At 64.0% G+C, this 26779-nt stretch carries 20 protein-coding genes; all 20 read left to right on the top strand.

Annotated features, from left to right (window positions below; genetic code table 11):
- Nucleotides 1-377 precede the first annotated feature (377 nt).
- Nucleotides 378-968, top strand: a complete 591-nt coding sequence (locus OOZ63_RS24720; RefSeq protein ID WP_266008322.1) for an XrtA/PEP-CTERM system exopolysaccharide export protein — start codon at nucleotides 378-380, stop codon at nucleotides 966-968.
- A gap of 92 nt (nucleotides 969-1060) precedes the next feature.
- Nucleotides 1061-2641 (top strand): XrtA system polysaccharide chain length determinant, encoded by a 1581-nt coding sequence (locus OOZ63_RS24715; RefSeq protein ID WP_266008319.1) that lies wholly within the window; start codon nucleotides 1061-1063, stop codon nucleotides 2639-2641.
- Nucleotides 2642-3574, top strand: a complete 933-nt coding sequence (locus OOZ63_RS24710) for an XrtA-associated tyrosine autokinase (RefSeq protein ID WP_266008318.1) — start codon at nucleotides 2642-2644, stop codon at nucleotides 3572-3574.
- A gap of 58 nt (nucleotides 3575-3632) precedes the next feature.
- Complete coding sequence (locus tag OOZ63_RS24705) at nucleotides 3633-5111, top strand: TIGR03016 family PEP-CTERM system-associated outer membrane protein (RefSeq protein WP_266008321.1); 1479 nt, start codon at nucleotides 3633-3635, stop codon at nucleotides 5109-5111.
- A gap of 3 nt (nucleotides 5112-5114) precedes the next feature.
- Complete coding sequence (locus OOZ63_RS24700; RefSeq protein ID WP_266008317.1) at nucleotides 5115-6212, top strand: XrtA/PEP-CTERM system-associated ATPase; 1098 nt, start codon at nucleotides 5115-5117, stop codon at nucleotides 6210-6212.
- A 29-nt stretch (nucleotides 6213-6241) separates the two neighbouring features.
- A complete protein-coding gene (gene wecB / locus OOZ63_RS24695) occupies nucleotides 6242-7345 on the top strand; it encodes a non-hydrolyzing UDP-N-acetylglucosamine 2-epimerase (RefSeq protein ID WP_416234781.1) in 1104 nt (367 codons plus the stop codon).
- Nucleotides 7346-7364: 19 nt separating this feature from the next.
- Nucleotides 7365-8228, top strand: a complete 864-nt coding sequence (locus OOZ63_RS24690; protein WP_416234780.1) for an XrtA system polysaccharide deacetylase — start codon at nucleotides 7365-7367, stop codon at nucleotides 8226-8228.
- On the top strand, nucleotides 8225-9271 hold the full coding sequence (locus tag OOZ63_RS24685; RefSeq protein WP_266008314.1) for a FemAB family XrtA/PEP-CTERM system-associated protein: 1047 nt from the start codon (nucleotides 8225-8227) through the stop codon (nucleotides 9269-9271). Before OOZ63_RS24690 ends, OOZ63_RS24685 begins: the two co-directional genes overlap by 4 nt.
- A 39-nt stretch (nucleotides 9272-9310) precedes the next feature.
- A complete protein-coding gene (gene xrtA / locus OOZ63_RS24680; protein ID WP_266008313.1) occupies nucleotides 9311-10858 on the top strand; it encodes an exosortase A in 1548 nt (515 codons plus the stop codon).
- A 41-nt stretch (nucleotides 10859-10899) separates the two neighbouring features.
- The gene (locus OOZ63_RS24675; RefSeq protein WP_266008312.1) at nucleotides 10900-12183 is read left to right on the top strand and encodes a nucleotide sugar dehydrogenase; all 1284 of its coding nucleotides are present in this window, start codon (nucleotides 10900-10902) and stop codon (nucleotides 12181-12183) included.
- Nucleotides 12184-12186: 3 nt separating this feature from the next.
- A complete protein-coding gene (locus tag OOZ63_RS24670) occupies nucleotides 12187-13362 on the top strand; it encodes a TIGR03088 family PEP-CTERM/XrtA system glycosyltransferase (protein WP_266008311.1) in 1176 nt (391 codons plus the stop codon).
- Nucleotides 13363-13367: 5 nt separating this feature from the next.
- Entirely contained in the window at nucleotides 13368-15329 is a 1962-nt protein-coding gene (locus tag OOZ63_RS24665; protein ID WP_266008310.1) for an XrtA/PEP-CTERM system amidotransferase, read from the top strand.
- Nucleotides 15326-16549, top strand: a complete 1224-nt coding sequence (locus OOZ63_RS24660) for a TIGR04063 family PEP-CTERM/XrtA system glycosyltransferase (RefSeq protein WP_266008309.1) — start codon at nucleotides 15326-15328, stop codon at nucleotides 16547-16549. Before OOZ63_RS24665 ends, OOZ63_RS24660 begins: the two co-directional genes overlap by 4 nt.
- Before the next feature lie 6 nt (nucleotides 16550-16555).
- Nucleotides 16556-18478: an asparagine synthase (glutamine-hydrolyzing) gene (asnB, locus tag OOZ63_RS24655; RefSeq protein WP_266008308.1), complete on the top strand. Its 1923-nt coding sequence runs from the start codon at nucleotides 16556-16558 to the stop codon at nucleotides 18476-18478.
- The gene (locus OOZ63_RS24650; protein ID WP_266008307.1) at nucleotides 18475-19704 is read left to right on the top strand and encodes a TIGR03087 family PEP-CTERM/XrtA system glycosyltransferase; all 1230 of its coding nucleotides are present in this window, start codon (nucleotides 18475-18477) and stop codon (nucleotides 19702-19704) included. Before asnB ends, OOZ63_RS24650 begins: the two co-directional genes overlap by 4 nt.
- Nucleotides 19701-21017 carry a nucleotide sugar dehydrogenase gene (locus OOZ63_RS24645; RefSeq protein WP_137940684.1) on the top strand — a complete coding sequence of 439 codons (1317 nt, stop codon included), beginning with the start codon at nucleotides 19701-19703 and terminating at the stop codon, nucleotides 21015-21017. Before OOZ63_RS24650 ends, OOZ63_RS24645 begins: the two co-directional genes overlap by 4 nt.
- On the top strand, nucleotides 21014-23137 hold the full coding sequence (locus OOZ63_RS24640) for a glycosyltransferase family 4 protein (protein WP_266008306.1): 2124 nt from the start codon (nucleotides 21014-21016) through the stop codon (nucleotides 23135-23137). Before OOZ63_RS24645 ends, OOZ63_RS24640 begins: the two co-directional genes overlap by 4 nt.
- Nucleotides 23134-24516, top strand: a complete 1383-nt coding sequence (locus tag OOZ63_RS24635) for a phenylacetate--CoA ligase family protein (protein WP_266008305.1) — start codon at nucleotides 23134-23136, stop codon at nucleotides 24514-24516. The genes OOZ63_RS24640 and OOZ63_RS24635 overlap by 4 nt, the downstream gene beginning before the upstream one ends.
- Nucleotides 24509-25828, top strand: a complete 1320-nt coding sequence (locus OOZ63_RS24630; RefSeq protein WP_266008303.1) for a putative O-glycosylation ligase, exosortase A system-associated — start codon at nucleotides 24509-24511, stop codon at nucleotides 25826-25828. Before OOZ63_RS24635 ends, OOZ63_RS24630 begins: the two co-directional genes overlap by 8 nt.
- Nucleotides 25828-26778, top strand: coding sequence for a polysaccharide deacetylase family protein (locus OOZ63_RS24625; RefSeq protein WP_266008320.1), 951 nt, complete (start codon nucleotides 25828-25830; stop codon nucleotides 26776-26778). The genes OOZ63_RS24630 and OOZ63_RS24625 overlap by 1 nt, the downstream gene beginning before the upstream one ends.
- The last annotated feature ends 1 nt before the right edge of the window (nucleotide 26779 follow it).

The following is a 26779-nucleotide window of genomic DNA, read 5'->3' as shown; positions in this document are numbered from 1 at the left end:
CTCTCCGGCGGCAGCATGCGTGCTACCGCTCTGTCCTTGAATGCTTGTCCGTACCTTGCCAACTCGTTCTCACTGCGCCCCCAGGTTCATCGTTCTATCGGGGCGACAAGTATTTTGACGCGGGGGGTTCGTGAGCCAGGTGCCAAGGGTGTCAAATAGTGGGCATCCGCCACGGCGGCTGGGACCGTCACCCCAGGTTTGTTTGCCTTACTGCTGTGGCATGATCCATTGCGCTGGGGCCGCGCGGGCATCGGTATTGAGTCCGAACATGTCATGCCCTTGGATGCTGTAAGGGTCCACACAAGACCAACTGATTTTTGAGAGGACTTGCCTTGAATACTCGCATCGCTTGCACTTCGCGCGGACTCTGTCTGGCTTTGCTGGTGGCGGCCGCTGGCCTATTTGCCGGTTGTGCCAGCAACAGCTCCAAGTATCCGGCAGCGCCGATTTCTGCGGCGACCCAGGACTACAGCTACATCGTCGGTGCCGGTGACAATCTCAATATCATTGTCTGGCGCAACCCAGAACTGTCGATGTCGGTGCCGGTACGGCCGGACGGCAAGATTTCCACGCCTCTGGTCGATGAAATGGTTGCCCAGGGCAAGAATTCCGTGGAAATCGCGCGGGATATCGAAAAGCAACTCGGCCGCTATGTGCGTGATCCGGTGGTGACCGTGATCGTGACAGGGTTTGTTGGCCCCTTCAGCGAACAGATCCGGGTGGTCGGCGAGGCTGCGAAGCCGCAATTCTTGGCTTACAAGCAAAAGATGACACTGCTGGACGTGATGATCGCAGTCGGAGGCTTGACCGACTTTGCCGCCGGCAATCAGGCGACGATTTTGCGCTCCTCCGAAGGCAACAAGCAGTACTCGGTTCGCTTGACCGATCTGATCAAGCGTGGCGAGGTGTCGGCCAATGTGGAAATGCGGCCCGGCGACATCCTGATCATTCCGCAAAGCCTGTTCTGAAGCCAGACCGGGTTTCGAGCCCCCTGGCGAACTGAGTTCAGGGGTTTCTTGTCTATTGCCAGCGTGCCTTGCTTGTCTGCAGGCGAATCTAGATGGATTTATTGATAGCCCAGATTCTTTCCATTGCGCGCAGCATGTGGAAGTACCGCTGGCCCGGCGTCCTGGTGGCCTGGGTGACTGGGGCCGTGTGTGCCACGGTCGTGTTCATGATGCCCGATCGCTATCAGGCCAGTGCCCGCATCTTTGTGGATACACAGTCGATTCTCAAGCCGCTGATGTCGGGCTTGGCCGTACAGCCCAATGTGGAACAGCAGGTCGTGATGCTGAGCCGCACTTTGATCAGCCGGCCAAATGTCGAGAAACTGGTTCGCATGGCCGATCTCGACCTAAAGAATCAATCCAAAGCCCAGCAAGAGGCCACGATAGAGACCGTGACCAAGTCGCTGTCGATCGGAAGCACGGCCCGCGACAACCTCTACACCCTGTCTTATAGGGACGAGGATCCCGAGACGGCCAAGCGGGTGGTTCAGTCCTTGGTTTCTATCTTCGTCGAGTCCAGCCTTGGCGCTAGTCGCAAAGACACGGCGACCGCTGCGACCTTCATCAACGAGCAAATCAAGAATTACGAGGCCAAGCTCGAAGAGGCCGAAGGGCGTCTGAAGGAATTCCGGTTGCGCAACCTGCAGACCATGTCCAGCGATGGCCGTGATTCGGCTTCGCGCTTGACCGAGATGAGCGCTCAACTCGAGCGCGCGAAGCTGGAGTTGCGTGAGGCCGAGAATGCACGCGATGCCACCAAGCAGCAGATCGATGGCGAGCGTTCGCGCGGCGCCAACACGACGACGCAGAGCCTGCTGCAGGAGTCGGCGCTGAACGTGGCCACACCGGAGATCGACTCCCGTCTTGAGGTGCAGCGTCGCAATCTGGACTCTCTGCTGCAGCGCTACACAGACCGACACCCTGACATCATCAGTACGCGCAAGCTGATTGCCGATCTTGAGGAGCAGAAGAAGCTCGAGATGGCCAGTCTGCGAAAGGCGGCGATGGCCGCCCCTCAGGGTACTGGTGCGGGATCGAGTCTTGTGCAGCAGGAGCTTAGCCGCATGCTGGCCACTACCGAAGTTCAGGTGGCTTCCTTGCGCGCCCGTGTCGCCGAGTACACAAGCCGCTATGGGCAGGCGCTGGCCGCGCTGAAGACCGCGCCGCAACTGGAGGCTGAAGCCGCACAACTGAATCGCGATTACGCGATCCACAAGAAGAATTATGAGGATCTGGTGTCGCGGCGCGAGTCCGCGGCGATGTCCGGCGAACTTGACGTGGCATCGGGTGTTGCGGACTTCCGCTTGATCGACCCGCCGCGGGCCTCGTCCAAGCCGGTGGCTCCGAATCGCTTGTTGCTGCTGGGCGGCGCCTTGGCTGTGGCCCTGGCGGCCGGTTTGTTTACCGCTTTTGCCGCGAGCCAGCTGCGCCCCGTGTTTCATGATGGCAATCAGCTGCGTATTCGCACCGAGTTGCCCGTGTTGGGCGTAGTGTCGAGGCTTGCAACCGATGTCGAGCGCCGCAGGGAGCGTATTGACCTGCTTCGCTTCGGTGCGGCGTCGGGCGGTTTGGTGGGTGTTTTTGCCCTCGGTTTGGTGGTCATGGCGCTGCTGATCAGCAGACAGGCGGGTTGAATGAGTAGTCTCATCGAACAGGCGGCGCAGCGCCTAGAGCAACTGCGCAATGCCGGCGTCATGTTGCCCGGCGATACGCTGAGCAAGGGTGCCGAGCCGCTGCCGTCTGCGCTGCCGCGCGCAACGGCAAGTCAGGCGGTCGTCGAGGAGACGGCGCAGTTGCAGCAGTCAAAGAAGGTCGATCTGGACCTCAATGCTCTTGCAGCACAGGGCTTGCTCACCCCCAATGCGCCCCGCACCCATATTGCCGACCAGTATCGTGTCATCAAGCGGCCGCTGATCAAGAACGCGATGGGCAAGGGTGCAACCACGCTGAATCACGCCAATTTGATCATGGTGACCAGCGCCTTGGCCGGCGAGGGTAAGAGCTTTACTTCGCTAAATCTGGCGATGAGCATTGCCGCTGAGATGGACAACACGGTCATGCTGGTTGATGCCGATGTGGCGCGGCCGTCGGTCCTGCGCATGCTGGGTTTGCCGCAAGGCCCGGGACTGCTGGATGTGCTGGAAGACCAGGTCGATATGGCCAGCGTCTTGCTACGCACCAATGTTGACAAGCTGACGATCTTGCCTAGCGGCACACCTCATGCGCGCGCTACTGAGCTGCTGGCGAGCGACGCAATGAGCCAGTTGCTGGAGGACATGGCCAAGCGTTACCCGGACCGCATCATCATCTTTGATTCGCCGCCCCTGTTGCTGACCACCGAGTCGCGCGTGCTGGCCTCCCATATGGGGCAGATTGTCGTCGTGGTGCATGCCGACAAGACGCCGCAAAGCGCGGTACAGCAGGCCGTCGCAACCATCGAGTCCTGCCCGGTCAAGATGCTGTTGCTCAACCAGGCGCGCTCCAATGCGGCCGGCAGCTATGGCTACGGGTATGGCTACGGGTATGGCTATGGCTACGGGCACGACAATGCAATTCAGAAGGTTTGAATCCGGGCTTTTTAGTCGTCGTGCGACTGGCGTGGCCCAATGCGCCCTTGTTCCCGTGATGTTGCTCGGCGCTGTGCAGGCGAGTGCGCAAAGCGCAGCACCCGCATCCAAGTTGCTGGTGCAGCCTCGCATCAGCCTGTCCAGCACGCTGACGGATAATCTACGGCTTCGAGATGAGGGCAAGGATGCCGCTCTGATCACGACGATCGCACCCGGTATCAGTGTCAGCAGCGGCACGGGGCGTGTGCGTGGTTCGCTGGACTATTCGCTCAACGGTGTGATCTACACCAAGAGCGAAGCCTCGGGCCAAGTGCAGAACAATCTGGCGGCCAAACTCAGCGTCGAGGCGATCGACAATTGGTTCTTTGTCGATGCCCAGGCCAGTGTCGGACAGCAAACCGTATCTGCCTTCGGTACTCAGTCCACGGACCCCACGCTGCGTAGCGGCAACAGTTCTGAGGTCGCCAGACTCAATGTCTCGCCCTATATCCGGGGCCAGTTGGCGGGCATCGCCAGCTACCAGGTGAGCGCTAATCTACTGGAGAGTCGAGCGAAGGATTCAGTGGCTGGCGATTCCAGCAGCCGCTCCCTTTCCATGCAGCTCAATGGCTTGAGTCCGGGCAGCCTTGTGAATTGGTCTGCCTCGTTGAGCGATCAGCTCTCGCAGGCGCGTGGCGGGCGTGAGGTACAGACCCAGTCCGCAACGGCCACCTTGGTGGTCAGGCCCGATGTCGACTGGGACTTCGGCGTGACCGGCGGTGCCGAGCGTCAGAACTTCCAGAGTCTGGCCGAACAAAGTAGCACCATCTACGGGGTCAACGGGAACTGGACGCCGACCGTGCGCACCAAGCTGGCGGCGAACTGGACTCACCGCCGCTATGGCAATTCTCACGGCCTGACTTTCGAACACCGCATGGCCCGCTCGGTTTTGCGACTCACCGACAACCAATCGGTGAACACAGGCGGCTTGCAGGGACAGGCCAATGTGCTGAGCAACTACGAGCTGTTCTACATCCAGTTTTCCTCCCTCGAGCCCGATCCGGTGCGGCGTGATCTGCTGGTCCGCAGTTTTTTGCGCAATCTGGGTCTGGATCCGAACGCACTGCCGAGCGGTGGCTTTCTGGGCGGCGGCGCCAGCCTGAGCCGGAGCCAGGCCTTGTCGCTGTCCGTTCAAGGCGGGCCCAGGACCACGCTCACCATGACATTGAGCCAGACCAAGAGCCGCAATCTGGACCAAGACTCGCCGAATAATGGGGACCTGTCCCAGACCGGCCTCGTCAACCAGCGCATGGTGTCGATGAGTCTGGCCCATCGACTGACACCGAATTCCTCGGCCAATGTGCTGTTCTCCCAGCAACGCAGCCGCGGTTCAGCAAGCGGGCAGCAAACCGATATGAAGTCCCTGACGGCCAACTGGAACGGCAAACTTGGCGTGCGCACTAATGTCCAGTTCGGCCTGCGCCATACCCGTTTCGACAGCCCGTCTCAGCCTTACCGCGAGAGTGCGGCAACCGCCACCGTCGTCCAACAGTTCTAGCCCATGTATGAAGCATTTTTTGGGCTGAGCAGCAAGCCGTTCCAACTCAGCCCAGACCCCAACTTCTATTTCGGTAGCAAGCAGCACCGGCGCGCCAAGGCCTATCTCGACTATGGCGTGTTGCGCAATGACGGCTTCATCGTCATCACCGGCGAGATTGGTGCTGGCAAGACCACCTTGCTGCGCGGCCTGCTGGACAGTCTGAACCGCAGCAATGTCGTGATCGGCAATCTGGTCACGACCCAGCTCGATGCCGAGGACACCTTGCGCATGGTCGGTGCGGCCTTCGGCGTACGGGTCAAGGACCTGCCTAAGTCCGAGCTGCTGATGACCTTGGAGGCCTTCTTCGTCAATCAGACCAGCCAGGGCAAGCGCTGCCTGCTGATCGTCGACGAGGCGCAGAACCTGACTGCGCGGGCTGTCGAAGAGCTGCGTATGCTGTCCAATTTCCAGTTCGGCAACCAGTCTTTACTGCAGACCTTTCTGGTCGGCCAGCCCGAGTTCCGCAACATCCTTCAGCGCCCCGAGATGGAGCAGTTCCGGCAGCGTGTGGCTGCCACTTGCCACATCGGACCGTTGGATGAGGACGAGACGCAGCGCTATATCGAGCACCGCCTCAAATGCGCCGGCAGCAGCGGTAGACCCAGCTTCGAGCTCGATGTCTTTCCTCTGATCTACAAGTCCAGCCAGGGCATCCCGCGGCGCATCAACTCGCTGTGCGACCGCTTGCTGTTGCTCGGTTTCATGGGTGGCAAGACCCATCTGCAGGTGGCTGATGTCAACGAGGTCCTGCGCGATTTGGCCCAGGAAAGCGAGACACCGCTGAAGGCAAGCCCAGGTGGCGCGGCCGGGGTGCCGCTGGATGTGGATCTGAGCCGGCTCAAGCTAGGCGATCTCAGCGGCCTGTCCGGCGAGATCGCGGCGCTGAATCAGGACCAGCAATCAGAGCGACTGCAGCGGCTGGAGAGCAGCCTGATCAGGCTGGAGCGCATCAATCTGCAGACACTGGGTCTCTTGCAGAAGCTGGTGGAGGCGGTGCGCCCCGCAGGCGCCGCAGCAGCCCCCAGCGCACCGACCGCCGTGCCGACCGAGACCAAGTAATGACAGACACAGTGACACTGGCCCCCGTGATGTGCGTGGTGGGCGCGCGGCCTAACTTCATGAAGATGGCGCCAATCCTGCGCGCTTTGGCCGCTCATCAGCCGCCGATCCCGGCTCTGCTGGTGCATACCGGCCAGCACTACGACACCGACATGAGTAAGAAGCTCTTTGTCGACCTGGGACTGCCGCAGCCCGATCTGAACCTCGAGGTCGGCTCGGGCAGCCATGCCCAGCAGACGGCCGAGGTGATGCGCCGCTTCGAACCGGCGCTGGATGAGTACAAGCCCTCCTGCGTCCTGGTGGTTGGCGATGTCAACTCGACCCTGGCCTGCACGTTGGTAGCCGTCAAGAAAGGCGTGCCGGTGGCCCATGTCGAGGCGGGCCTGCGCAGCTATGACCGCAAGATGCCCGAGGAGATCAACCGCCTGCTGACCGACCAGGTGGCCGATCGCCTCTACACCACCGAGCGCAGCGCCGCGGACAATCTGGCACGTGAGGGCATCGCACTTGAGCGGATATGCTTTGCCGGCAATGTGATGATTGACTCGCTGGAGGCCAGCCGCCCGCTGGCGCGCGCGCCGGCCCAAACATTGCGCGATCATGGCTTGGATTCGGCGCTGGTGTCCGGGGCTTACGGCGTTGTCACGCTGCACCGCCCATCGAATGTCGATGACGCCGCGACTCTGAAGCACCTGCTCGGCCTGCTGGCCCAGGTCGCGCAAGACCTTCCCCTCGTGTTCGCCCTGCACCCGCGTACCCGCAGCAATATTGAGCGCTTCGGCCTGCAGACCATGCTAGATCCGGCCCGCGTGGCCTTGCTGCCGCCCCAGGGGTATCTGGAGATGCTGGGCCTGATGGCCGGCGCCGCCATCGTGCTGACAGACTCTGGCGGCCTGCAGGAAGAGACCACGGCGCTGGGCGTGCCCTGCCTGACGCTGCGCGAGAACACCGAACGTCCGATCACGGTGGAGCAGGGCACCAACACCTTGATCGGGCTGAACGGCGAGGCCTTGCTGCGTGGCGTCGCCGAGGTGCTGGCCGGTCACGGCAAGCGTGGCCGTGTGCCCGAATTCTGGGACGGCCATGCCGCCGAGCGCATCGCCGCCGATTTGTGGCAATGGCTCAAACCTTAACGAGAACAGCCCTATGTTGATGCCCAGCCGCCAGCCGCGCAATGCGATGACGATCGACGTGGAAGACTATTTTCAGGTCTCGGCCTTCGCACCCTATATCGCCCGTAGTGACTGGGACGCGCGCGAATGCCGAGTCGAGCGCAATGTCGATCGCATCCTTTGTCTGCTGGAGGAAAGCGGCACCCACGCGACCTTCTTCACCTTGGGTTGGGTGGCCCAGCGCTATCCCGCGCTGGTGCGCCGAATCGTCGCCGGCGGCCATGAGCTGGCCAGCCACGGCTACGGCCACGAACGCGCCAGCGACCTGAGCCCGGAGGCCTTCCGCAGCGACATCACGCGTGCCAAGGCGCTGCTCGAAGACATCGGTGGCCAGCCGGTGCTGGGTTATCGCGCGCCGAGCTTCTCGATTGGCGAGGGTAATCTTTGGGCGTTTGATGAGTTACTGGCCGCCGGCCACCGCTATAGCTCCAGTGTCTACCCGATCCAGCACGACCACTACGGCATGCCCGACTCGCCGCGCTTTGCCTATCCGGTACGAGAGGGTTTGCTTGAAGTGCCGGTGACAACCCTGCGCCTGGGCGGTAAGAACCTGCCTTCCAGTGGCGGTGGCTATTTCCGGCTGCTGCCTTACGCGCTGTCGCGCTGGCTGATAGCCCAGGTCAACCGAGTCGACCAGCAGTCGGCGGTGTTCTACTTCCACCCCTGGGAGATTGATGTCGACCAGCCGCGAGTGGCCGGCATCGACGCTAAAACGCGTTTCAGGCATTACGTCAATATCCCCCGCACCGAGGCCCGCATTGTGCGGCTGCTGCGGGACTTTGCCTGGGGCCGGATGGACGAGATATTTCTGGGTCAGACCGCGTCCGTCGCGACCCAACGATGAGCGCTCCCGTCACCATCCGACGCCTGCATGCAGGCGATGGCCCGGCCGTGACAGCTTGGGATGCCTTTGTTCTGGCCTGCCCGCAGGCAACCTTCTTCCACCGCGCCGGCTGGCAGCGCCTGGTCGGCGAGATCTTTGGCCACCGCTGCTTCTTTCTCTATGCCGAGCGGGAAGGCCGTATCGAGGGCGTCTTGCCGCTGGCTCAGGTCAAGAGCATGCTGTTCGGCCATGCGCTGGTGAGCTTGCCCTTTGGCGTCTATGGCGGTGTGGCCGCCGAGACCGAAGCTGCTGCCGATGCGCTCGAGGACGAGGCTCAGCGTATTGCCAAGGAGCTCGGTGCCGATCACCTGGAGCTGCGCCATGTCCGGCCCCGCCACAGCGACTGGCCGCGCCAAGATCTCTATGTGACCTTTCGTAAAGAGATCCTGCCAGAGGAAGAGGCCAACATGCTGGCCATCCCGCGCAAGCAGCGGGCGATGGTGCGCAAAGGCATCAAGAACGGGCTGCAAAGCCATATCGATGCCGACGCCGGCCGCTTCTTTGCGCTGTATGCCGACAATGTGCACCGACATGGGACGCCGGCCATGCCCAGACGCTATTTCGAGGCATTGCTGCGCGAGTTTGGTCGCGACTGCGAGGTACTGACGGTCACCGATGCCCAGGGCACCCCCCTCAGTTCGGTGGTGAGCTTTTATTTCCGTGACGAAGTGCTGCCCTACTATGCCGGCGATGCAGAGGCGGCGCGCGAACTGGCCGCCAATGACTTCAAATACTGGGAACTGATGCGGCTGGCCTGTGCGCGCGGACTGAAAGTCTTTGACTACGGCCGCAGCAAGCAGGGCACCGGCTCCTATGCCTTCAAGAAGAACTGGGGCTTCGAGCCGACGCCGCTGACCTACGAATACTGCCTCTACAAGCGCGATACCGTGCCTCAGAACAACCCGTCCAACGCCAAGTACCAGCTCTTGATCAAGACCTGGCGCCGCATGCCCTTGGCCTGGGCGAACTGGTTGGGTCCTTTCATCGTCCGCAATCTTGGCTGAGGAGGCCGCGATGTCCGTGCTGCACCGGTCGAGATTCGCATGAGCAGCGTGGCTCCGCAGCTGTCAGCTCCATCGCTGCCCCAGGCTTGGCGCTTGGCGCTGCCTTTGTTCGGGCTGCTGCTCCTGCTCGTGCTGCTGCTGTTTCGCGAGACAGCTCTGGTGATGGTGGGCATCTGGCAGCGCTCGGACACCTTCGCCCATGCTTTCGTCGTGCCGCCGATCTCGCTGTGGCTGATCTGGCGTCAGCGCGAGGCCCTGGCCCGGCTTGTGCCGCAGCCAAGTTTCTGGTTTGCCATTCCCTTTCTGGCGACTGCCCTGGCCTGGCTGCTGGGCGATCTGGTCGCGGTCAATGCGCTGACTCAGCTGGCCTTGGTCGCCATGCTGGTACTCAGCGTGCCTTTGGTACTGGGTCACCGGGTCGCCTGGCAAATTGCCTTTCCACTGGCTTTTCTGTTCTTTGCTGTGCCGATCGGCGAGTTCATGATGCCGGCGCTGATGGAGGCGACAGCGGACTTCACCGTGGCCGCACTGCGCGTAAGCGGGGTGCCGGTCTACCGCGAAGGCCTTCAATTCGTGATCCCTTCGGGCAACTGGTCGGTGGTCGAGGCCTGCAGCGGCCTGCGCTATCTAATGGCCTCGGGCATGGTGGGCACCTTGTTCGCCTACCTGAACTACAACTCGCTGCGTCGGCGTCTGGTCTTCATGGCCTTCGCCTTTGCATTGCCGCTGCTGGCGAACTGGCTGCGCGCCTACATCATCGTGATGCTGGGCCATTTGTCCGACAACGCGATTGCCACCGGCGCCGACCATCTGGTCTATGGTTGGGTGTTCTTCGGCATCATCATGTTGGCCATGTTCATGGTCGGCGCGCGTTGGGCCGAGCCGCCGGAGTCCGTCCAGCTCCCGATGGTGCCGGCCCAACCAGGCTCGCGATCCGTCTGGATCGGCGCGCTGTTGGCTCTGGTGATTGCGCTGTTGCCGCTGTCGGCACTGATGCTGATGCCCGGTGGGAGTGGTGGGCGCGCGCCGGCGCTGACGGCTCCCAAGCTGCAGGCTTGGGCCCAGACACAGGCCGGCCTGCCTGACTGGACACCTATGTACCGCAAGCCGGCGGCCGAGCTGCAGGCGGCCTATGTCGGACCGACGCAGCAGCCGGTTGGGCTCCATATTGCCTACTACCGCAGCCAGACCTATGACAGCAAGCTGGTCAGCTCTCTGAATCAGTTGGTGCGATCCGAAGACAAGCAATGGACGCGCATGGGCGGCCAGAGCCAGACCTTGAACCTGGATGGCCACAACCTGTGGCTGCGCGGCAGCGAGCTGCGCTCGGCCGGAACCCGGATGCTGGTCTGGCAGTTCTACTGGATCGATGGCCGCCTGACAGCCAGTGATGTGCGAGCCAAGCTCTACGGCGCCTGGCAGCGCCTGAGCGGTCGGGGCGATGACGCCGCAGCGGTCATCGTGTACACAGTCAAAGACACGGACAATGCGGCTTCGGCACAAACGCTGCTGCAAAGCTTTTTGCAGCAGAACTGGGGCGCCATCGAGGCGCAACTGCAGCAAGCGAAAAAAGAAGCGGCGCGCTGACAGCCGCGACATAGGCATCTGGGATGAACAAGGAACAAGCGATGAGCTCGACGGTAGCGGTGATCGGACTGGGTTATGTGGGCCTGCCCCTGGTGGTGGAGTTCGGCAAGCATATGCGCACCATCGGTTTTGACATTGCGCAGGCCAAGGTCGAGTCCTGCCAGCGCGGTGTCGACCCTTCGCGCGAGCTCAGCGACGAACAGGTGCGCGAGGCCACCCATGCGGTCTACACGGCCGACCCTGCCCTGTTGGCCGAGGCCGACATCATCATCGTCGCCGTCCCCACGCCGGTGGACGAGGCCCATATCCCCGACTTCCGTCCGCTGATCGGATCGAGCACAAGCGTCGGCCGCCATATGAAGAAGGGCGTGACCGTGGTCTATGAGAGCACCGTCTACCCTGGCGCCACCGAGGAGGTCTGCATCCCTGTGCTGGAGCGCGAGTCTGGCCTGAAGTGGAAGGAGGACTTCTTCGTCGGCTACAGCCCTGAGCGCATCAACCCGGGCGACAAGGAACATACGCTGACCAAGATTCTGAAGATCGTCTCCGGCGATACGCCGGCCACGCTTGACAAGGTCGCCAAACTCTACGAGACCATCATCATCCCGGGCGTTCACCGGGCCTCCAGCATCAAGGCCGCTGAGGCCGCGAAGGTGATCGAGAACACCCAGCGAGACCTGAACATCGCGCTGATGAACGAGCTGGCCATCATCTTCGACAAGCTGGGCATCGATACCAGCGAGGTGCTGGAAGCGGCCGGCACCAAGTGGAACTTCTTGAAGTTCAAGCCGGGCCTGGTCGGTGGCCATTGCATCGGCGTTGACCCTTACTACCTGACGCACAAAGCCGACATGATCGGCTACCACCCCCAAGTCATTCTGGCGGGCCGGCGCATCAACGACAGCATGGGTAAGTTCATCGCCGAGCAGACCATCAAGCACATGATCGCCAGCGGAAGCTATATCAAGGGGGCCCGGGTCAACGTGCTTGGCCTGACCTTCAAGGAGAACTGCGGCGATCTGCGCAACTCCAAGGTGATCGACATCATCAACGAGCTGAAGACCTATGGGGTCGAGGTCTTCGTGACCGACCCGCAGGCCGAGGCAGATGAAGCAATGCATGAGTACGGCGTGCGTCTGCTGCCCTGGGACGAGCTGCCGCGCGCCGACGCCATCGTCGCGGCGGTCGCGCACAAGGAATACGCCTCCTTGGGCATCGACGACCTGGGCAAGAAGCTCGTCAAGAATGGCGCCTTCATCGATGTCAAGGCTGCCTTCGATGCGCCGGCCCTGATTGAGGCCGGCTATAAGGTCTGGCGTCTGTGAACGATGAGTGATGATTGCCGCCCGCTGATCCTGCACGTCGTGTATCGCTTCGATACCGGCGGGCTCGAGAACGGGGTGGTGAATCTGATCAACGAGATGGACCCGCAGGCCTATCGCCATGCGGTGTTGGCGCTGACCGAAGTGACCGAGTTCCGGCAACGTGTGCGTCGAAGCGATGTGAAGTTCATCGCGCTGCACAAGCCGCCCGGCCATGGCTTCTGGCTCTACCCCAAGCTCTACCGCTTGCTGCGCGAGCTCAGACCGGCCGTCGTGCACACCCGCAATCTGGCCGCGCTGGAGGTGGTGGTGCCAGCCTGGGCCGCCGGTGTGCCAGTGCGTGTGCATGGCGAGCATGGGCGCGATGTCGGCGACCTGGACGGCACGCACCGAGGCTACCAGCGGCTGCGCCGTCTTTATGGCCTGTTCGTGCACCGCTTCGTCGCACTTTCGCGCGACCTTGCCGGCTATCTGCACGGCAAGGTCGGGTTGCCGCAAGCGGCGATCCGCCAGATCTACAACGGCGTCGACATCCGGCGCTTCCAGCCTGCCGCGAAGCGTGAAGCGCTGGCCGGATGCGACTTCGGAGCACCCGAGCATTTCATCATCGGTACGGTGGGCCGCATGCAGACCGTTAAGGACCAGACGAACCTGGCCCGTGCCTTCGTGCTGGCCCTACAGCAGCGTCCCGATTTGCGGCCCCGTTTGCGCCTGGTGATGGCCGGTGCGGGTCCGCTGCGCGAGCAGGCGCAGCAGTTGCTGGCCGAGGCCGGCGTGGCCGAGCTGGCCTGGCTGCCCGGCGAGCGCGCCGACGTGGCCGGCTGGATGCGTGGGCTGGATTGTTTCGTGCTGCCCTCGCTGGCCGAAGGGGTGTCGAACACCATTCTGGAAGCGATGGCCTGCGGCCTGCCGGTCATCGCGACCGCGGTGGGCGGCAACGTGGAGCTGGTGGAAGAGGGCCGCAGTGGGTTGCTGGTGCCCGCCGCCGACCCCCAGGCCTTGGCGGCGAGCCTTGTCAAGTTGGCCGATGATGGAGCGTTGGCGCGCCGACTCGGCGCGACGGGGCGTCGGTCGGTCGAGCAGCGCTTTGCCATGCCGGTGATGGTGGCGGGCTACCAGGGCCTGTATGACGAGCTGCTAGCCGCCAGGGCGCCCGAGCGGATTCAAATGATCAAGAGCTGACGAACATGTGCGGAATCACCGGTATTTTTGACACCCGCAATGCACGCGAGATCGATCCTGCGCGGCTGCAGCGCATGAACGACTCGCAATGGCATCGCGGCCCCGACGAGGGCTCGCTGCATACTGAGCCAGGTCTTGGCTTCGGCCATCGCCGCCTGTCCATCATCGACATTGCTACCGGTCAGCAGCCGCTGTTCAATGCCGACCGCTCTGTGGTCATCGTCTTCAATGGCGAGATCTACAACTACCAGAGCCTGATGACCGAGCTGCAGGGGCTTGGCTACCAGTTCCACACCAAGAGCGACACCGAGGTCATTGTCCATGCCTGGGAGGCCTGGGGCGAGGCCTGCGTGCAGCGCCTGCGCGGCATGTTCGCGTTCACGATCTGGGACCGCAACAAGCAGACCCTCTTCATCGCGCGCGACCGCCTGGGCGTCAAGCCCATGTATTACGCGCTGCTGGATGACGGCCATCTGCTGTTTGGCTCCGAGTTGAAGTCGCTCCTAGCCTATGACGACGGGCGGGGCGGTATGAAGCGTGAGCTCGACCCGTTGGCGGTCGAGGAATACTTCGCGCTGGGCTATGTGGCCGAGCCGCGCTGCATCTTCAAGCAGGCCAGAAAGCTCTCGCCGGGCCACAGCCTGTGCCTGCGCCGGGGCGAGCCGATGCCCGAACCCAAGGAGTACTGGGACGTACGCTTCACGCTCGACAACCCGATGAGCGTTGAGGACGCCAGTGCCGAGCTGCAGGCGCGGCTCAAGGAGTCGGTGCGGCTGCGCATGATTGCCGAGGTGCCACTGGGTGCCTTCCTGTCCGGAGGCGTTGATTCCAGTGCGGTGGTCGCGACGATGGCCGGCCTCTCCGACGGCCCCGTCAACACCTGCTCGATCGCCTTCGACGATCCTGCGTTCAATGAATCGGCCTTCGCCCAGATCGTCGCCGACCGCTACAAGACCGACCATCGCGTCGAGACTGTCAAGAGCGACGATTTCGATCTGATTGATCTGCTCGCCCGACTCTACGATGAACCCTATGCCGACAGCTCGGCGATCCCGACCTACCGCGTCTGCCAGTTGGCGCGCAAGCATGTGACGGTGGCCTTGTCCGGTGATGGCGGCGACGAGAGCTTTGGCGGCTACCGCCGCTACCGGATGCATCTGATGGAGGAGCGCATGCGCGGCGCGCTGCCGGCCGGGCTTCGCCAGCCGCTGTTCGGCATGCTGGGCCGTCTGTATCCGAAGGCCGACTGGGCGCCGCGGGTGTTTCGAGCCAAAACCACCTTCGAAGGCATGGCGCGCAGCTCGGTGGAAGCCTATTTCCACTCGATCTCCATCCTGCGCGGGCCGATGCGCGAGCAGCTGTTCAGTCCGCGCTTTAAGACCGAGCTGGCTGGCTACAACGCCGAGGCCGTGTTCGATCGCCATGCCGCCAAGGCCGGCACCGACGACCCGCTGGCCCTGATCCAGTACCTGGACACCAAGACCTATCTGGTCGGCGACATCAACACCAAGGTCGACCGCGCCAGCATGGCCCACTCGCTGGAAGTGCGCGAGCCGCTGATGGACCATGAGCTGGTCGAATGGCTGGCGACTCTGCCGTCCAGCCTGAAGATCCGCGGCCAGGAGGGTAAATACCTGTTCAAGAAGTCGATGGAGCCGAAGCTCAGCGACGAGATCCTCTACCGCCCGAAGATGGGCTTTGCCGTGCCGCTGGCACGCTGGTTCCGTGGCCCTTTAAAGCAGCGAGTGCGAGACGCGGTGCTGGGTGATCGCCTGGCAGCAACCGGCTGGTTCAACCCGGCCTATCTGCGTCATCTGGTTGATGCCCATCAAAGCGGTGCCAGCGATTACAGCGCGCCGCTGTGGACCTTGCTGATGTTCGAGGCCTTTTTGCGCCAGGTTGTCGATGGCGGCAACAGCACCTTGAGCCAGCCGACCGGCGCCAAGGAAGCGGTGGCCTTCACATGAGTCTGCGCGTTCTCCATGTGCTGGACCATTCGCTCCCTCTGCACAGCGGCTACAGCTTCCGCACTGCCTCCATCTTGCGCGAACAGCGGGCCCTGGGCTGGACCACCTTGCACATGACCACACCCAAGCAGGGCCACGGCCCGGCGCTGGCCGAGGAGGCCGGGGGGTGGCGTTTCCATCGCACGCCCAGCGAGCCCGGCACCGGCCTGATCCGCCAGATGCAGCTGACTGCGAAACGTCTGCGCGAGCTGGTGCTGGCCGAGAAACCGGACCTGATCCACGCGCATTCGCCCTTGCTCAATGCCTTGCCCAGCCTGTGGGTCGGGCGGCGCCTGCGCCTGCCGGTGGTCTATGAGATGCGCGCCTCCTGGGAGGATGCGGCGGTCGACCATGGCACGACCACCGAGGGCAGCCTGCGCTACCGTGTCTCGCGCGCGCTGGAGAGCTTCGCGCTGGCGCGTGCCGACCAGGTGACGACGATTTGCGAAGGGCTGCGCCAGGACATCGCGATCCGCGGCATTCCGAACGAACGTATCACGGTGATCCCAAACGCGGTCGATGCCGAGGCCTTCCAGTTCGGCGTCCCGCCCGATGCCGCACTGCGCGAGCGTCTGGGCCTGAGCGGCGCCACGGTGTTGGGCTTCGCCGGTTCCTTCTACGGCTACGAGGGCCTGCATCTGCTGCTGGAGGCGGCGGCCCGGCTGATGCCGTCGATGCCGCAGCTGCGCCTGCTGCTGGTCGGCGGCGGGCCGCAGGAAGAGGCGCTGAAGGCGCAGGTGCAAGCCTTGGGTCTGCAGCAGCAGGTGATCTTCACCGGCCGGGTGCCGCATGCCGAGGTGCAGCGCTACTACGAGCTGATCGACATCCTGGCCTATCCCCGCCTGCCGATCCGGCTGACCGAGCTGGTCACGCCGCTGAAGCCGCTGGAGGCGATGGCCCAGGGGCGCATGTTTGTGGCCTCCGATGTCGGCGGCCATCGCGAACTGGTGCGGCACGGCGAGACGGGCCATCTGTTCAAGGCCGGTGATGTTGGGGCCTTGGTTGCCGCGATCAGCGCTTTGCTGGCCGAGCGCGAGCGCTGGCCGCAGATTGCCGCGCAGGCCCGGCGCTTTGTCGAGCAGGAGCGCACCTGGGCGCGCAGCGTGGCGCGCTACCAGGAGGTGTACCGCCGGGCTCTGCAGCGCCATGGCCGCACGATTCCCCAATCTTTCGAGGCCTGAACCCCTATGTGTGGCATTCACGGCATCTACCGTTTCGATGCAGCGCCCGTCAATCCGGCCGAGCTGTCGGCAATGGGGCGCGTCACCCAGCACCGTGGCCCCGACGATGAGGGGCTGCATGTCGATGGCCCTTGCGGCATCGCGATGCGTCGGCTCTCCATCATCGACCTCTCCGGCGGCCACCAGCCGCTGTCGAATGCGGATGGCAGCCTCTGGCTGGTCTGCAATGGCGAGATCTACAACTACCGCGAACTGCGCGCCGAGCTGCAGGCCAAGGGTTTTCATTTCAAGACCGGCTCCGACAGCGAGGTGCTGCTGCATCTCTACGATGCCGAAGGCGACGACTTCGTCCATCGTCTGAACGGCATGTTCGACTTCGCGCTTTGGGACGCGCGCCGCCAGCGCTTGCTGATCGGGCGCGACCGGGTCGGTGTCAAGCCGCTGTATGTGATGCAGGACGGCCAGCGCCTGGCCTTTGCGACCGAGGCCAAGGCCTTGTTGGCCCTGCCAGGAGCCAGCGCCGAGCTCGACCGCTCGGTGCTGGCCAGCTACTTGCAGCTCGGTTATGTGGCCGCGCCGGGCAGTATCTTCAAGGGCATTCGCAAGCTGCCGCCGGCGACGCTGCTGGCGGTCGAGCGTGGCCAAGTGCGCGAGTGGCGCTACTGGCGGCTTGCGCCCGGCGTGCGCCATGATCTGGACGAGCGGGGGTGGATCGACCGGGTGCGCAGCGAGTTGGACCGCTCGGTGCGCATGCAGATGGTCAGCGATGTGCCGATCGGGGCCTTTCTGTCCGGCGGCGTCGATTCCAGCGCGGTAGTCGGCTATATGGCCCAGCATTCCAGCGAACCGATCCGCACCTATGCGATCGGCTTCGAGGGCGGCGAGGCCGAGGCGCTCTACAACGAGCTGCCCTATGCGCGCCAGGTGTCACAGCTGTTCGGCACGCAGCACAAGGAGATCCTGGTCAAGCCCGATGTCGTCGGCCTGCTGCCGCAGCTGCTCTGGCATATGGACGAGCCGCTGGCCGACACTGCCTTCATCACCACCTATCTGGTCTCTCAATTCGCCCGCCAGGACGTCAAGGTGATCTTGTCCGGCGTTGGCGGCGATGAGCTGTTCGGGGGCTATCGCCGCTATCTGGGCGGCCACTATGCGCAGCGCTACCAGGCGCTGCCGGGCTGGATGCGTGGACTGATCGGTGCCGCCGCCGCGCGGTTGCCGGCCGACCGCCATTCCGGCCTGCTGAACACGCTGCGTCTGGCCAAGGGCTTCATCGCCTCGGCCGATATGGGCGCCGATGCCAGATACCAAAGCTATCTGCAGGTGCTGCAGCCGCAGTTGATCGCCGGCCTGCTGCTGGACGGAGGCGCGGGTAAGGACCCGCTGGCCCGTGCCTTCGAGACCGCCGGCCATGCCGACGAGCTCAACCGAATGCTGGCCGTCGATGCCGAGACCCAGCTGCCCGACGATCTGCTGCTGCTGACCGATAAGATGAGCATGGCGGTCTCGCTGGAATGCCGCGTGCCTCTGCTCGATCATGAGTTGCTGGAGCTTGCGGCCTCGATGCCGGCGGCCATCAAGGTCAAGAACGGCCGCCTCAAGCATGTGCTGAAGCAGGCGCTCGACGGCATGCTGCCGCCCGAGATCCTGGATCGCAAGAAGCGCGGCTTCGGCACGCCGATGGGCGCCTGGCTCAAGCGCGAGCTGGCGCCGCTGCTGCGCCGGCTGCTGAGCCCCGAGGTCATACGAGCTCGGGGCCTGTTCGTGCCCGGCGTCGTGGCCGCGCTGATAGCCGACCACGAAGCCAACCGCATCGACGGCACCGACTCACTGCTGGCGCTGATGAATCTGGAGATCTGGAGCCGTATCTATTTGGACCGGCGCGACCCGGCCGATGTGGCCCTGGAACTGAAGTCCTATCTCGCATGAACATTCTCTATCTCTGCCACCGCTTTCCGTTCCCGCCCAAGCGCGGCGGCAAGATCCGGCCCTTCAACATGATCCGCCACCTCAGCGCGGCCGGCCATCGGGTGACCGTGTGCTCACTGGTGCGGGCCGAGGACGAGGGCGTCGAAGGGCAGGGCATCGCGCCGCACTGCGAGGCCTTCGAGATGGCGCGGGTGCACAACCCGGTGCAGTTTCTGAGGATGATCGTGCGTCTGCCGCTAACGACGCCCTCGTCGATGGGCTACTTCTATTCGCCGGCGCTGCGCGCGCGCGTCGACACGCTGCTGGCTAGCCGGCGTTGGGACCTGATCTTTGTCCACTGTTCGTCGGTGGCACAGTATGTCGAGCATGTGCAGGACATTCCTAAGATCCTGGATTTCGGCGATATGGACTCGCAGAAATGGTTGGAGTACGCGAACTACAAGCCGTTTCCGCTCTCGCTGGGCTACCGGCTCGAGGGCTACAAGATGCTGGCGGCAGAGAAACGCCTGGCGCGGCGTTTCGATATCTGCACCGCGACCACGCGTGCCGAGTGGGAGACGCTGGACGGCTACGGCACCGGTGCGGCCACGGATTGGTTCCCGAACGGGGTTGACGCCGAGTTCTTCTCGCCCGGCGAGCAGCCCTACGATGCCGACACCGTCAGCTTCATCGGCCGCATGGACTACTACCCGAACCAGGAGTGCATGGCACGCTTTTGCGCCGACGTTTGGCCGCTGCTGCGCGCACAGCGGCCGGCGATGAAGCTGCTGATCATCGGCGCCGATCCCTCGCCGCAGATGCGCCAGCTCGGCGAGTTGCCGGGCGTCACGGTGACCGGCTCGGTGCCCGATGTGCGGCCCTATGTGAGGCAGTCGGCCGTGATGGTTGCGCCCCTGGCGATCGCGCGCGGCACGCAGAACAAGATTCTCGAGGCGATGGCGATGGGCGTGCCTGTGGTCACCAGCAGCTGCGCGGCCGGCGGCGTGGACGCCGAGGATGGTGCCCACTTGCTGGTGGCAGACACGCCGCAAGAGATCGTCGCGGCCATCCTGCGTGTGGCCGGCGATGCACAGGAACGCGAGCGGCTGGCCCGGGCCGGGCGTGAGCGCATGCTCAGCCACCATGCGTGGCCGCGTTCGATGCAGCGGCTCGATGGCATCATTGCCCGGCTCGTCGACCCATCCGGAACGAAACACAATACAAAGCAAGAGGCAGGTGTGGCATGAAGATCAGTATTTTTGGGCTCGGCTATGTTGGCGCGGTGTCGCTGGCCTGTCTGTCGCGCGACGGTCATGAGGTGATCGGCGTCGATATCGAACAGGCCAAGCTGGAGCTGATCCGCGCCGGCAAGACGCCGGTGGTGGAGGAGGGCATGGTCGAGCTGATGGCCAATGTGGCGAGCAGCGGCAAGGTCAGCGTCACAGTCGATGCGAAGCAAGCTGTGCTGGCCAGCGAGATCTCGCTGATCTGCGTCGGCACGCCCTCGGCGCCCAATGGCAGCCAGGACCAGGGTGCGGTGCTGCGCCTGGCCGAGCAGATTGGCCAGGCGCTCGCCGAGAAGAGTGAGCCGCACGTGGTGGTGTTCCGCTCGACCCTGGTGCCGGGCACCGTCGAGGACGTGCTGCGTCCAATCATCGAGCGGGTTTCGGGCAAGCGTGATGGTGTCGACTTCCACCTGTGCTTCCAGCCCGAGTTCCTGCGCGAGGGCAGCTCGATCCGCGACTACGACAAGCCGCCGTTCACCATCATTGGCGCCAACCACGACTACCCCATCGAGCGCCTGCAGGCTTTGTTCGGCCATCTACCGTGCAAGTTCATCAAGACCTCGGTGCGCTCGGCCGAGATGATGAAGTACAGCTGCAACAACTTCCATGCGCTGAAGATCACCTTCGCCAACGAGACGGCCCGGCTTTGCGATGCGCTTGGTGTCGATCCCTTCGAGGTGATGGATCTGGTCTGCCAGGACACGCAGCTGAACATCTCGCGCGCCTACTTGCGCCCGGGTTTTGCCTTCGGCGGCTCCTGCCTGCCCAAGGACCTGCGCGCCACCACCTATCTAGCCAAGACCCATGACCTCGAACTGCCGATGCTGGCCGGCATCCTGCCTTCCAACCGCCAGCATCTGGACCAGGCTCTCAACAAGCTGCTGGCCCAGGGCAAGCGTAAGGTCGGCTTCATCGGCCTGTCTTTCAAGACCGGCACCGACGATCTGCGCGAGAGCCCGCTGGTGACCCTCGCCGAGCAACTGATCGGCAAAGGCATGCAACTGTCTGTCTACGACCCCGAGGTCCATCTGGCCAGTCTGCTGGGCGCCAACCGCAGCTTCGTGCAGAAGCATCTGCCGCATATCGGCGAGATGCTGAAGGCGGATCTGGCCGAGGTGGTGCAGGACTCCGAACTGCTGGTCATGGGCCTGTCCGGCGCCGAGATCGCCAGCGCCGTGGCCGAACTGGCCGGTCCGCAGCACTATGTGCTGGACCTGGTGCGGGTGCCCAATCCCGGCGCCTTCAAGGCCAGGCTGGAAGGGCTCAGCTGGTGACTCAGCGGCCGCCGGCGTCGGGCTGGCGCTGGTGTCGGCGCCTGAGTCTGCTGGCCTTGCTGGTGGGCCTGGGCCTGATCGCGCCCTATTTGGGCAGCGCCACCGAGCTGGTGCGTCTGCGCAATGCCTGGCTGCTGAACACGCAGTTCGACCCGCTGCAGCCCTGGACGCCCGCGGCCGTGCCTCCGGCCTTCCTGAGCGAGAAGGCTGCGCCGGCGCCCGAGATGGTGAGGCTCGTCGAATCGCTGGGCGTGGCGACCGCCCCCGACGACTGGGCACGCGCTCGCCTGATCAGCCAGCATCTGCTGGGCAGCAGCCCTAAGCTCAATGGCGGGGCGATTCAGTCGGATCTGCGGACAACCTACCGCCGCATCGTCGAGCAGGGTGACGGCTATTGCGCCGATTTCGTCCAGACCTTCGAGGCGCTGGCTCATGCTGCCGGCCTGTTCAGCCGCTCCTGGGCCTTCTCCTTTGATGGCTATGGCGGCCATGGCCATGTGTTCGCCGAGATCTGGAACCGCCAGGCCGGCCGCTGGCAACTGCTGGACGTCTTCAACAACTACTACTTCAGTCTCGGTGATGAAGGGGCGCCGCTGGCTGCGCTGGAGTTCCGTGCCGCACTGTTGCGCCGCGACCCCAGCTTGCGCCTGCATGCCCTGCATGCGCCGGCGCGGCCGGGTTTTGTCATCGAGGCCAAGGCCTGGGACTACTTCCAACGCGGCGCCGGCCAGTGGTATCTGTGGCTGGGCAACAATGGGCCGAGCCATGACCAACAGCCGCTGGTCGGGGCGCTGGCTCGTGTTTCGGTGCATGCCGAGCAGTTGGCAGCGATCGGCCTGGGCCTACAGCCGCAGCTCGCGATCGCGGCCAGCGGCAGCCCGCCGGAGCCTATCGTGCGTCTGCGGCAGTTGCAGCAGCGCCTGCTGCTGCTGGCTTGGCTGATGCCGGCGGCGCTGGCGCTGTTGCTGCTGAGCCATCAGCGCCTGCGGAGACGGGACGGCGGACGAGTCCGGGCCCAGGTCGCTGGCGCGCTGACAGGTCCCATCCTGATCGTCGGGCCGCTGCCACCGCCGGCCGGCGGCATGGCCAACCAGTGCGAGCAACTGCTGCGCCTGCTGCGCGCCGAAGGCCTGGAGGTGCGGCTGCTGCGCACCAATGCGCCATACCGACCGGCCTTCGCCGGCAAGCTGCCAGTCGTGCGGGCCCTGGTGCGACTGCTGCCCTATCTCCTGCAGGCGCGCCGTGAGCTGCGCGCGGCAGCGGTCGTGCACATCCTGGCCAATTCCGGCTGGGCCTGGCATTTGTTCGTGCTGCCGGTTGCCCGGATGGCGCGTCGCCGTGGTGTGCCTTTCATCATCAACTACCGTGGCGGTCTGGCGGACGAGTTTTTCAGCCAGGGACCGGCCCATGTGCGTCGGCTGTTGGGACAGGCAACGCTACGGGTGACGCCTTCGGCATTTTTGCAGCGCGTCTTTGCCAAGCATGGGCTGAGCGCCGAGATCATTCCGAACATCGTCGACCTGTCTCGCTTCGAGGCGCGGCCGCTGCGTGATGTCGGCCCGGCGCCGCGCCTTCTGGTAGCGCGCAATCTGGAGGCCATCTACGACAACGCCACCGCGATCCGTGCCTTCGCCCTGGTGCGCGAGCACTACCCGCTCGCCACCCTGGTGGTTGCCGGCGAAGGGCCGCAGCGCGAGGAACTGCTGGGGCTGGCGGCTCATTTGGGGCTGGGTGGTGCGGTTGAGTTTGTCGGCCGTGTTGACAATGCCGGGATGCCGCACTGGTATGCGCAGGCCGATTGCGCCCTGAATGCGAGTACCGTCGACAATATGCCGATCTCGATACTGGAGGCCTTTGCCAGCGGTGTTCCGATGGTCAGCACCAGCGCCGGTGGTATTCCCGATCTGCTAGAGGACGGCCAGACCGGCCTACTGGTCCCCATCGGCGACCATCGTCGCATGGCCGACAGCGTGCTGCGCCTGCTGGCTGATCGCGAGCTGGCGCAGCGGCTGCGCTCGGCTGCCCTGCTGCAGGCGCAGCGCTACGCGTGGCCGCAGGTCCGACCGCTGTGGCTGGATGCTTACCGGCGCGCCATCAATTCGCGAGAAACGATATCTTGAGTAGCCTCTACACCGCCATGTGCTCGCACCTGCTGTTCCCTCTGCATGAGGCGGTGAAGGGCCATGCCAGCGTCGCCGTACGAAAACGCCTGGAGCGCAGCCAGTGGCTGAGCCCGGGCGCGCTCGCGGACGAGCAACTGAGCCGGCTGCGTACTTTTCTGAGCGAGGTCGGTGGCCGTGTTCCCTACTACCGCGCGCTGTTTGAGGCCCACGGATTCGATCCGCAGGGCCTGAGCTCGGTGGCCGAGCTGGCCCGCCTGCCGCTGCTGGACAAGACTCTGATACGCCGCCATACCGAAGCGCTGAAGGCCGAGGGCCATGGGCCGCTGACCCGCTACAACACCGGGGGCTCTTCCGGCGAGCCTCTGATCTTCTTCATGGGCAAGGCTCGCAAAAGCCATGATGTCGCAGCCAAGTGGCGGGCTACCCGCTGGTGGGGAGTGGACATCGGCGACCCCGAGCTGGTGGTCTGGGGCAGCCCGGTCGAGCTCGGCGCCCAGGACCGGGTGCGGCAGTTGCGCGACGCGGTGATGCGCAGCAGCCTGCTTCCCGCCTTCGAGATGTCCGAGGGCAATCTGGACCGATTTGTCGCCGAGATCGTGAGCAAGCGACCGGCGATGCTGTTCGGCTATCCGTCCAGCCTGTCCCTGATCGCCGCCCATGCCGACAAGCGCGGCATCGCACTCGACGGATTGGGCATCAAGGTCGTATTCGTGACCTCCGAGCGCCTCTATGATGATCAGCGCCAGACCTTGGAGCGGGCTTTCGCCTGCCCGGTGGCCAATGGCTACGGTGCCCGCGACGCGGGCTTCATCGCCCATCAGTGCCCCAGTGGCAATCTTCATATCAGCGCCGAGGACATCGTCGTCGAGATCGTCCGCGCCGATGGCACGCCGGCCGACTCCGGTGAGCTCGGCGAGATCGTCGTCACCCATATGGCAACGGCGGACTTCCCGTTCATCCGCTACCGTACCGGCGACGTCGGCCGCCTGGGCCAACAGGCCTGTGCCTGCGGTCGTGGCCTGCCGGTCCTGGAGGAAGTGCAAGGCCGCACGACGGACTTCGTCTATGCCAAAGATGGCACTGTGATGCATGGCTTGGCGCTGATTTATGTGTTGCGCGATCTGCCGACCGTGCAGCGCTTTCGAATCGAGCAGTTGACCCTGGACGAGACCGTGGTGCAGGTGGTGCCCGGCGCCGGCTTTGACCAGGGTCTGATCGCGCAGATCCAGCAGGCCTTCCAGCGTCGCCTCGGTGCTGAAGTACGGGTGCGGGTCGATTGCGTGGACGAGATTCCGGCCGAGGCGTCTGGCAAGTTCCGCTATGTGCTCAGCCGGGTCAAACCGGACGAGCTGGCCAAGGGAGCCGCCCATGCGTGACCTCGCCCTGGTAGGCATCTTCCTGGCCATCCTGCCCTATGCCTTCCGACACACCTGGGCCGGCGTGCTGCTGTGGACCTGGGTCAGCATCATGAACCCGCACAAGCTGGCCTTCGGCTTTGCCCACACGATGCCTTTTGCCGCGATGGCCGCGATCGCCACCCTGGTCTCGGTGATGGTGAACCGCGACAAGCTGAAGCTGGACTTCACACCCCCGATCAAGGTGCTGTGCGTGTTCATCGCCTGGATGTGCCTGACCACGGCTTTCTCGGTGCACTTCGACCCCTCGCTGGACTATCTGAAGAAGGTGCTGAAGATTCAGCTGATGACTTTGATCGCTGCCGCCGCGCTGCGCGAGCGCAAGCACATCGAGCTGTTCATCTGGGTCAATGCGATGTCGGTCGGTTTCTACGGCTTCAAGGGAGGGCTGTTCACGATACGCAGCGGCGGCGCTGAGCGGGTCTGGGGCCCGCCAGGCGGCTTCATCGAGGGCAACAACGAGTTGGCGCTGGCCCTCGTGATGACGATCCCGCTGATCAACTATCTGCGTATGGTGGCTACCGATAAGCGCCTGCGGCTCGGCCTGCTGGTGCTGATCGGCCTGTGCGCTATCTCGGCGCTTGGTAGCCAGTCGCGCGGTGCCTTGCTGGCCATCTCGGCGATGGGACTGGTGCTTTGGACCCGCTCGGACAAGAAGTTCGCGATGGCCGCCGTGCTGCTGGTGGCCGGCTTGCTCTTGCTGAGCATGATGCCGGAGTCCTGGTGGGAGCGCATGCAGACCATCCAGACCTATGAGGAGGACGGCTCGGCGATGGGCCGCATCAACGCCTGGTGGTTTGCCTTCCATCTGGCCAATGACCGCCCGCTCGGCGCCGGCTTCGCGACATCGACACCGTGGCTGTACAGCATCTATGCACCCAATCCGGACATCGTTCTGGTGGCCCACAGCATTTACTTCTCGGTGCTGGGCGAGCATGGCTGGGGCGGACTGGTGCTATTCCTGCTGCTGTGGATCGTGCTCTGGCGCATGGCCTCGGCGATCCGCAAGGAGGCCAAAAATGAGCCGGAACTCAGCTGGCTTTACCATCTGGCCGGCATGTGTCAGGTCTCTATCGTTGGCTATGCGGTCGGTGGCGCCTTCTTGAGCCTGGCCTATTTCGATTTGCCTTACAACATCCTGGTGATCTTGTCGACGAGCTATGTTTGGATGAAGGCCAAGCGCTGGCAGACCGACAAGCAGGGCGCTTTTGGCGCCGGCGCACCGGTCAGCCAGATCCGCACTGCAGCGATGAAGAGGGCCCAGCCTTGGTAATGAAAACCGCGTTCACGATGCTGTCCCCGCCGGGCGCGCGGGCACGGCTGTCCATACTGATCTTTCACCGGGTGTTGCCGGCACAGGATCCGATCTTTCCGGGGGAGGTCGACGCGCCGCGCTTCGATGAGATCTGCTCCTGGCTAAAAGGCTGGGCCGAGGTGCTGCCGCTGGACGAGGCCGCCGCTCGATTGGCCAGCGGCAGCCTGCCGGCACGCGCCTGTGCGATCACCTTCGACGATGGTTACGAGGACAACCGCTCAGTAGCCCTGCCCATTCTGCAAAAGTATGGGCTGAGTGCCACCTTCTTTATTGCCACCAGCTTCTTGGGCAGCGGACGCATGTGGAATGACCGCGTGATCGAGGCCCTGCGGCGCGCTCCGAATGGATTGCTTGACTGCCGCGAGCTGCTGGGTCAGGTCGGCGCCAACTTTGCGCTGGCCGGACCGGACAGCCGTCGCGAGGCAATCGAGGCCATCCTTGCCGCAATCAAGTACCGAGATATCGACGAGCGCCTCGCGCTGGCGGTCGAACTCGAGCGTAGGGTAGGTGTGCCCGCGTCGCTACGCCTGATGATGGACGACAGCCAAGTCCGCGAGCTGCGCCAGGCCGGCATGCAGGTCGGAGCCCATACCTGCTCGCATCCGATACTGGCGACGCTGGACAGGCCCCAAGCCCGCCGAGAGATCGGCGACAGCAAGCGCTATCTCGAGGACGTGTTGCGCGAGCCGGTGTCGCTATTTGCCTACCCCAATGGCAAGCCGGGTCGCGACTACTCGCCCGAGAGCGTGGACATCGTCAAAGAGCTGGGTTTCGAGACGGCCGTCAGCACCGCCTGGGGAGCTGCCTCTGGCCGCAGCGATCGCCATCAGCTGCCGCGCTTCTCGCCGTGGGACCGCACGCGCCTGCGCTGGCGTGCCCGTCTGCTCGGTAACCTGTGGCAGGGCTGAG

Origin of the sequence: Paucibacter sp. PLA-PC-4, assembly GCF_026241155.1 — a bacterium.
Classification (GTDB): Bacteria; Pseudomonadota; Gammaproteobacteria; order Burkholderiales; family Burkholderiaceae_C; genus Roseateles_E.
This window is presented reverse-complemented; position numbering and strand designations above follow the sequence as displayed.

Bases quoted from the DNA above. Each gene is read 5' to 3' on its own strand.
- OOZ63_RS24715 (WP_266008319.1), top strand. From the start codon at position 1,061: ATGGATTTATTGATAGCCCAGATTCTTTCCATTGCGCGCAGCATGTGG.
- OOZ63_RS24710 (WP_266008318.1), top strand. From the start codon at position 2,642: ATGAGTAGTCTCATCGAACAGGCGGCGCAGCGCCTAGAGCAACTGCGC.
- OOZ63_RS24705 (WP_266008321.1), top strand. From the start codon at position 3,633: ATGTTGCTCGGCGCTGTGCAGGCGAGTGCGCAAAGCGCAGCACCCGCA.
- OOZ63_RS24700 (WP_266008317.1), top strand. From the start codon at position 5,115: ATGTATGAAGCATTTTTTGGGCTGAGCAGCAAGCCGTTCCAACTCAGC.
- wecB (WP_416234781.1), top strand. From the start codon at position 6,242: ATGTGCGTGGTGGGCGCGCGGCCTAACTTCATGAAGATGGCGCCAATC.
- OOZ63_RS24690 (WP_416234780.1), top strand. From the start codon at position 7,365: ATGCCCAGCCGCCAGCCGCGCAATGCGATGACGATCGACGTGGAAGAC.
- OOZ63_RS24685 (WP_266008314.1), top strand. From the start codon at position 8,225: ATGAGCGCTCCCGTCACCATCCGACGCCTGCATGCAGGCGATGGCCCG.
- xrtA (WP_266008313.1), top strand. From the start codon at position 9,311: ATGAGCAGCGTGGCTCCGCAGCTGTCAGCTCCATCGCTGCCCCAGGCT.
- OOZ63_RS24675 (WP_266008312.1), top strand. From the start codon at position 10,900: ATGAGCTCGACGGTAGCGGTGATCGGACTGGGTTATGTGGGCCTGCCC.
- OOZ63_RS24670 (WP_266008311.1), top strand. From the start codon at position 12,187: ATGAGTGATGATTGCCGCCCGCTGATCCTGCACGTCGTGTATCGCTTC.
- OOZ63_RS24665 (WP_266008310.1), top strand. From the start codon at position 13,368: ATGTGCGGAATCACCGGTATTTTTGACACCCGCAATGCACGCGAGATC.
- OOZ63_RS24660 (WP_266008309.1), top strand. From the start codon at position 15,326: ATGAGTCTGCGCGTTCTCCATGTGCTGGACCATTCGCTCCCTCTGCAC.
- asnB (WP_266008308.1), top strand. From the start codon at position 16,556: ATGTGTGGCATTCACGGCATCTACCGTTTCGATGCAGCGCCCGTCAAT.
- OOZ63_RS24650 (WP_266008307.1), top strand. From the start codon at position 18,475: ATGAACATTCTCTATCTCTGCCACCGCTTTCCGTTCCCGCCCAAGCGC.
- OOZ63_RS24645 (WP_137940684.1), top strand. From the start codon at position 19,701: ATGAAGATCAGTATTTTTGGGCTCGGCTATGTTGGCGCGGTGTCGCTG.
- OOZ63_RS24630 (WP_266008303.1), top strand. From the start codon at position 24,509: ATGCGTGACCTCGCCCTGGTAGGCATCTTCCTGGCCATCCTGCCCTAT.
- OOZ63_RS24625 (WP_266008320.1), top strand. From the start codon at position 25,828: ATGAAAACCGCGTTCACGATGCTGTCCCCGCCGGGCGCGCGGGCACGG.